This window comes from Oscillibacter sp. CU971 (assembly GCF_905219725.1).
Lineage (GTDB): Bacteria > Bacillota > Clostridia > Oscillospirales > Oscillospiraceae > Oscillibacter.
Map to the genome: position 1 here is coordinate 1 of NZ_CAJMXG010000239.1, position 4,155 is coordinate 4,155.

Annotated in this window: 5 protein-coding genes and 1 pseudogene; all 6 read right to left on the bottom strand. The window is 65.5% G+C overall.

Translation table 11 applies throughout. The features are described from left to right. Positions 1–66: 66 nt before the first annotated feature. Positions 67–507, bottom strand: coding sequence for a cell wall hydrolase (locus JX325_RS13200; RefSeq protein WP_204791567.1), 441 nt, complete (start codon positions 505–507; stop codon positions 67–69). A gap of 102 nt (positions 508–609) precedes the next feature. After that, a complete protein-coding gene (locus JX325_RS13205) occupies positions 610–1,740 on the bottom strand; it encodes a glycosyltransferase (protein WP_204791568.1) in 1,131 nt (376 codons plus the stop codon). Between the two features lie 17 nt (positions 1,741–1,757). Next, positions 1,758–2,015 carry a TIGR03905 family TSCPD domain-containing protein gene (locus JX325_RS13210; RefSeq protein WP_204791569.1) on the bottom strand — a complete coding sequence of 86 codons (258 nt, stop codon included), beginning with the start codon at positions 2,013–2,015 and terminating at the stop codon, positions 1,758–1,760. Positions 2,016–2,127: 112 nt separating this feature from the next. Then, on the bottom strand, positions 2,128–2,841 hold the full coding sequence (locus JX325_RS13215) for a M23 family metallopeptidase (protein WP_204791570.1): 714 nt from the start codon (positions 2,839–2,841) through the stop codon (positions 2,128–2,130). A 90-nt stretch (positions 2,842–2,931) separates the two neighbouring features. Beyond that, positions 2,932–3,768, bottom strand: a pseudogene (rsmI, locus tag JX325_RS13220) (16S rRNA (cytidine(1402)-2'-O)-methyltransferase). Further along, positions 3,765–4,155: tRNA1(Val) (adenine(37)-N6)-methyltransferase (locus JX325_RS18210; RefSeq protein WP_374220623.1), on the bottom strand; the 391-nt coding region annotated here is incomplete at its 5' end. The pseudogene rsmI and the gene JX325_RS18210, both read right to left, overlap by 4 nt.

Below are 4,155 nucleotides of genomic sequence, written 5' to 3' on the forward strand. Positions count from 1 at the left end.
GATCTCAGAGGACCAGTCCGTCAGGGGCTGGGACATATAGCTCGTGTTGGGCATGATGGACACCTCTCAAGTTTTATAGTATGCGTCGGTAGGATTATAAAAGCAGTGGTCGCCGATACGGGTCTGCCAGTACCCCACGCCGGTGGGGAAGAAGGGCCGGCAGTCGGGGCCGAAGGGATTGTAAAACCAAAGGGACTCCGCCACGTCCGGCAGGCGGTTCCCGGCGATGGCCCAGTCGGCGATCTCGTAGTGGATGGCCTCGGGCCGCATGTTGTATATGTTCTGGGGGTTGTAGGCGCCCCCCTCCGTCTCGCTGGCGCAGACGAACTGATAGGGCTGAAAGATGATGTTTCGGATGCTGCCCTGGCCTACCCGGGCGTACTCGCCGCCCCGGGCGTGGACCCGGTTCATCACTACCCCCGCCACGGCTTTCATGCCGTTTTCCCCCTCGCCGCCCGCCTCACACTCGATCAGGCGCGCCAGCAGCTCCCGGTCGGAATATGCCATGGTGCATTCCTCCTTTGTCGCTGGTTCAGCATACGCGAAAAGGGGGCCGCTGGTGACAGCGGGAAAAGCAGAAAGCCCCGCCTTCCGGCGGGGCTTTCCTCGTTATTTCCCTTGTTCCTGAATCGCGGTGCGGAACATCTCCTCCGCCTGTTCAATGGAGCGGTCCAGGGCGTACCGCCCGGCGTGTTCGCCGTAGCGCTTCCCCATTTCCTCCCGCTCTTCGGGATGCTCAAACCACCAGTCGATCTTCTCCGCTAGGGCGGCGGCGTCCCCGGCGGGGAACAGGCTCCGCCCGTCCNGGGCGAACTGGGGCGTGGCGGACCGGGGGGAGTCCGCGATGACGGGCACCAGGCCGCAGGCGAAGGCCTCCATGCAGCTCATGGCCTCAATCTCCGCGTCGGAGGTGTGGACGTACAGGTCCGCCATGTGGAGGATCTCCAGCAGGCGGTCCGGCTCGTAAAATTCCATGACAATGGGGTTGGGGAGCTTTTCCGCAAGACGCCGGTACTTTTTTTCCAGGGGCCCCTTGCCTGCCAGAATGACCTGGATGCCGTCCCNGTGGCGGCNCTGGGCGCAGGCGTCAATGAGCACGTCCTGGCGCTTCTCCCCGGCGTAGCGGCCCACCATCAGCACGTTGAACTTTCCCCGCATCCAGTCCTCCTGAGGGGCCCGCCCATAGGTATACCGGGGGCTGATGCCGTTGGAGATGACGTGGAGCCGCGCGGTATAGCCGTGCTGGCGGAGCTGATCGGCAATCATGTTGCTGGGGCAGTGGATGTGGGTGAAACGGTTGAAAAAGGTGTCCCGAAACTTGGTGTAGACAAAGTCGTTCACCCGTTTGCTGTTGCCCATGTGGAGGGTGAAGGTGATGTTCTCCGGCTGGCAGTGGAATGCCGCCGTGTGAGGGATGCCCAGGCGCTCCACATGCTTGAGGCCCATGATGGCCAGGGGGGAGGGCATCATGAAGTGGACCACGTCCGCCCAGGCTGCCGCCTTCTCAAAGACGTGCTTGTTGGGAATGGCCAGGCGCATCCCCTGGCTGGTGATGAGGTGCTCCACAATGGGGAGGAACCGCATCTGCCGGACGGCGTATTTGTAGTCCGTGGGCTTGCCGGTGGCGATGACCCGGACCTCGTTCCCGTGCTCCTTCAAGGCCGTGGCGAAGCGCCGGGCGCTGATGGTGGTTCCGTTGTTGGCGTCGTCGAACTGGTCGATGACCAAGACGATTTTCATACTTCCCGCCGGTCCTCTCAGCCCTGGGCCAGGAGCTGCTCCAGCCCCAGGGCCAGCTGGTCCGGGCATGAGGTGCTCTTGGCCCCGCAGCGGATTCCCTTCAAACGCCGGACGGCCTCCTGGGCGGTCATGCCCTTCACCAGGGCGGAAATGCCCTGGAGGTTGCCGCTGCATCCGCCCATGACCTGGAGATCCTGAATGNCGCCNTGGTCGTCAAGGTCCACCCGCATTTCCCGTGAACAGACGCCGCGGGGCTGGAAGGTATAAGTTTTCATATTGGTGCCCACTCCTTTTTAAGCCGCCGGAGACGGCGGACAGTCGTTTAACCTATATACCATAGCATAGAAATGAGAAAAAGGCAAGCCCCGGAGGGCCCGCCTTTTTGGCTCAGCTCTTTAAGAATTCGCCGGGGTCCACCGCCTCCCCGTCCTGGGTGACGGAAAAATGGAGGTGGGGGCTTTGGGCGGCCTCGGCGGAGGCGGTGGCGCCCACCGCGCCGATGNTCTGCCCGGCGGTGACCAGGTCCCCCGGCTCCACCGTGGGCCTCGCCTGAAGGTTGGAGTAGGTGGTGGCATACCCGCCCTGGTGCTCAATGACCACGGTGGTGCCCATCAGGGGATCGTCCTCNACGGAGGAAACGGTGCCGGCGGTGGCCGCCAGCACGGTGGTGCCGGGCTTNGCGGAGATGTCCACGCCGTCATGGGTCCGCCAGTCCGCAAGGGTGGGGCTGTAGACCAGCTGGTCCATGGAGAAGGCCATCAGCACCTCGCCCTTCAAGGGCTCCACGATGAGCTTGGGGGGTTCCGCCATCACCGGCGTGTCGTCCACCTGCACTTCCGGCATGGTGGGAACGATTTCCACCTCCACCGGAACCGGGGCGGAGGCCTCCACCGGGGGCTCCTCGTCCTCCGGTTCCGGCTCCGGGATATAGGCGCTTTCCACCGGGGCGCTGCNCGTCTCCGTGGGCGCCGCCTGCTCTTCGCCGGGCTTGTCCCCGCTAAAGAGCAGGAACCAGCCGCTCACCGCCGCCGCGATCAGGCAGACGGCCAGCAGGAGATAAAAGCCCGTGCCGNTGAGGACGGATTTNAATTTGTGTTCCATGCAAGAGTTCCTCCCTCAATAGAAATAAGTCTGAGGGAAGTATGGACGGGGACAGGAAAAATTATACCGTCCCCGCTTTCTGGAACGCTTTTATTTTCGCGCCTCCAGGGCGGCGGCGTAGAGGTCGTTTTTGCTGAGGCCCGTGTGATCCGCCACCTCCCTGGCGGCGTCCTTCAGGCGCTGCCCGGCGTCCACCAGGGCCAGCACCTGGGCCGCGCCCTCCTCCAGGGTGAGGACGGCGGCCTTTGACCGCTCCGCTNCCGCCACCACCAGGACGTATTCCCCCCGGGGGTCGTGGTCCCGGTAGTACTCCGCCGCCTCCCCCAGGGTGCAGCGGCGGACCTCCTCATGGAGCTTGGTCAGCTCCCGGCAGAGGGCGATCCGGCGCTCCGGGCCGAAGGCCTCGCAGAAGTCTGCCAGCGTGGGGCGGAGCTTGTGGGGGGCCTCGTGGAAGATCATGGTCCGGGTTTCGTTTTTCAGGCTCTCCAGGTGCTCCCGGCGGCTNCGCTTGTTGACGGACAAAAAGCCCTCGAAAGTAAAGCGCCCCGTGGGCAGGCCGCTGACCGCCAGGGCGTTCACCGCGGCGCAGCAGCCGGGGATGGACGTCACCGTCACGCCGTGCTCTCCGCAGAGGCGGACCAGGGCCTCCCCCGGGTCCGAGATGGCGGGGGTCCCGGCGTCGGTGACCAGGGCGCAGCTCTCCCCCGCCAGGAGGCGGCCCAGGACCGCCTGGCCGGCGGCGGCGGCGTTGTGCTCGTGCTAGCTCGCCAGGGGCTTTTTGATTCCAAAGTGGTTCAGCAGCTTCAACGACACCCGGGTGTCCTCCGCCGCGATGAAGTCCACCGCCGCCAGAGTCTCCACCGCCCTGGGGGACAGGTCTTCCAGGTTGCCGATGGGCGTGGCCACCAGATACAGCGTTCCGCTCATAGCGGGGCCTCCTCTNGANAGTAAANGCGGTTCAGCTCCGCCGTGGGGGAGCCGTCGGGGTTCTCCAGAATCAGCGGCTCCTCCACAGCCAGGCCCGGCTTTCCGCCCCGGCGGGCCTCCAGCAGCAGGAGAGANGGGGCCCTCTCCGGCCGGAGGGAAANCAGCCGCAGCCGCTTGGGCTCCAGCCCCTCTCCCCGCAGGGCGCAGAGCAGGTCCGTCAGCCGCTCCGGCTTGTGGACCAGGCAGAAGGCCCCGCCCCAGCGCAGCAACCGCCCGGCGGCCCGGCACACATCCTCCAGGGTGCAGGCTTCCTCCGTCCGAGCGGTCCGGCGGGCCTCCTCCTTGGGCAGGGGACCGGCGGAGGGGGGGAAGTAGGGCGGGTTGCAG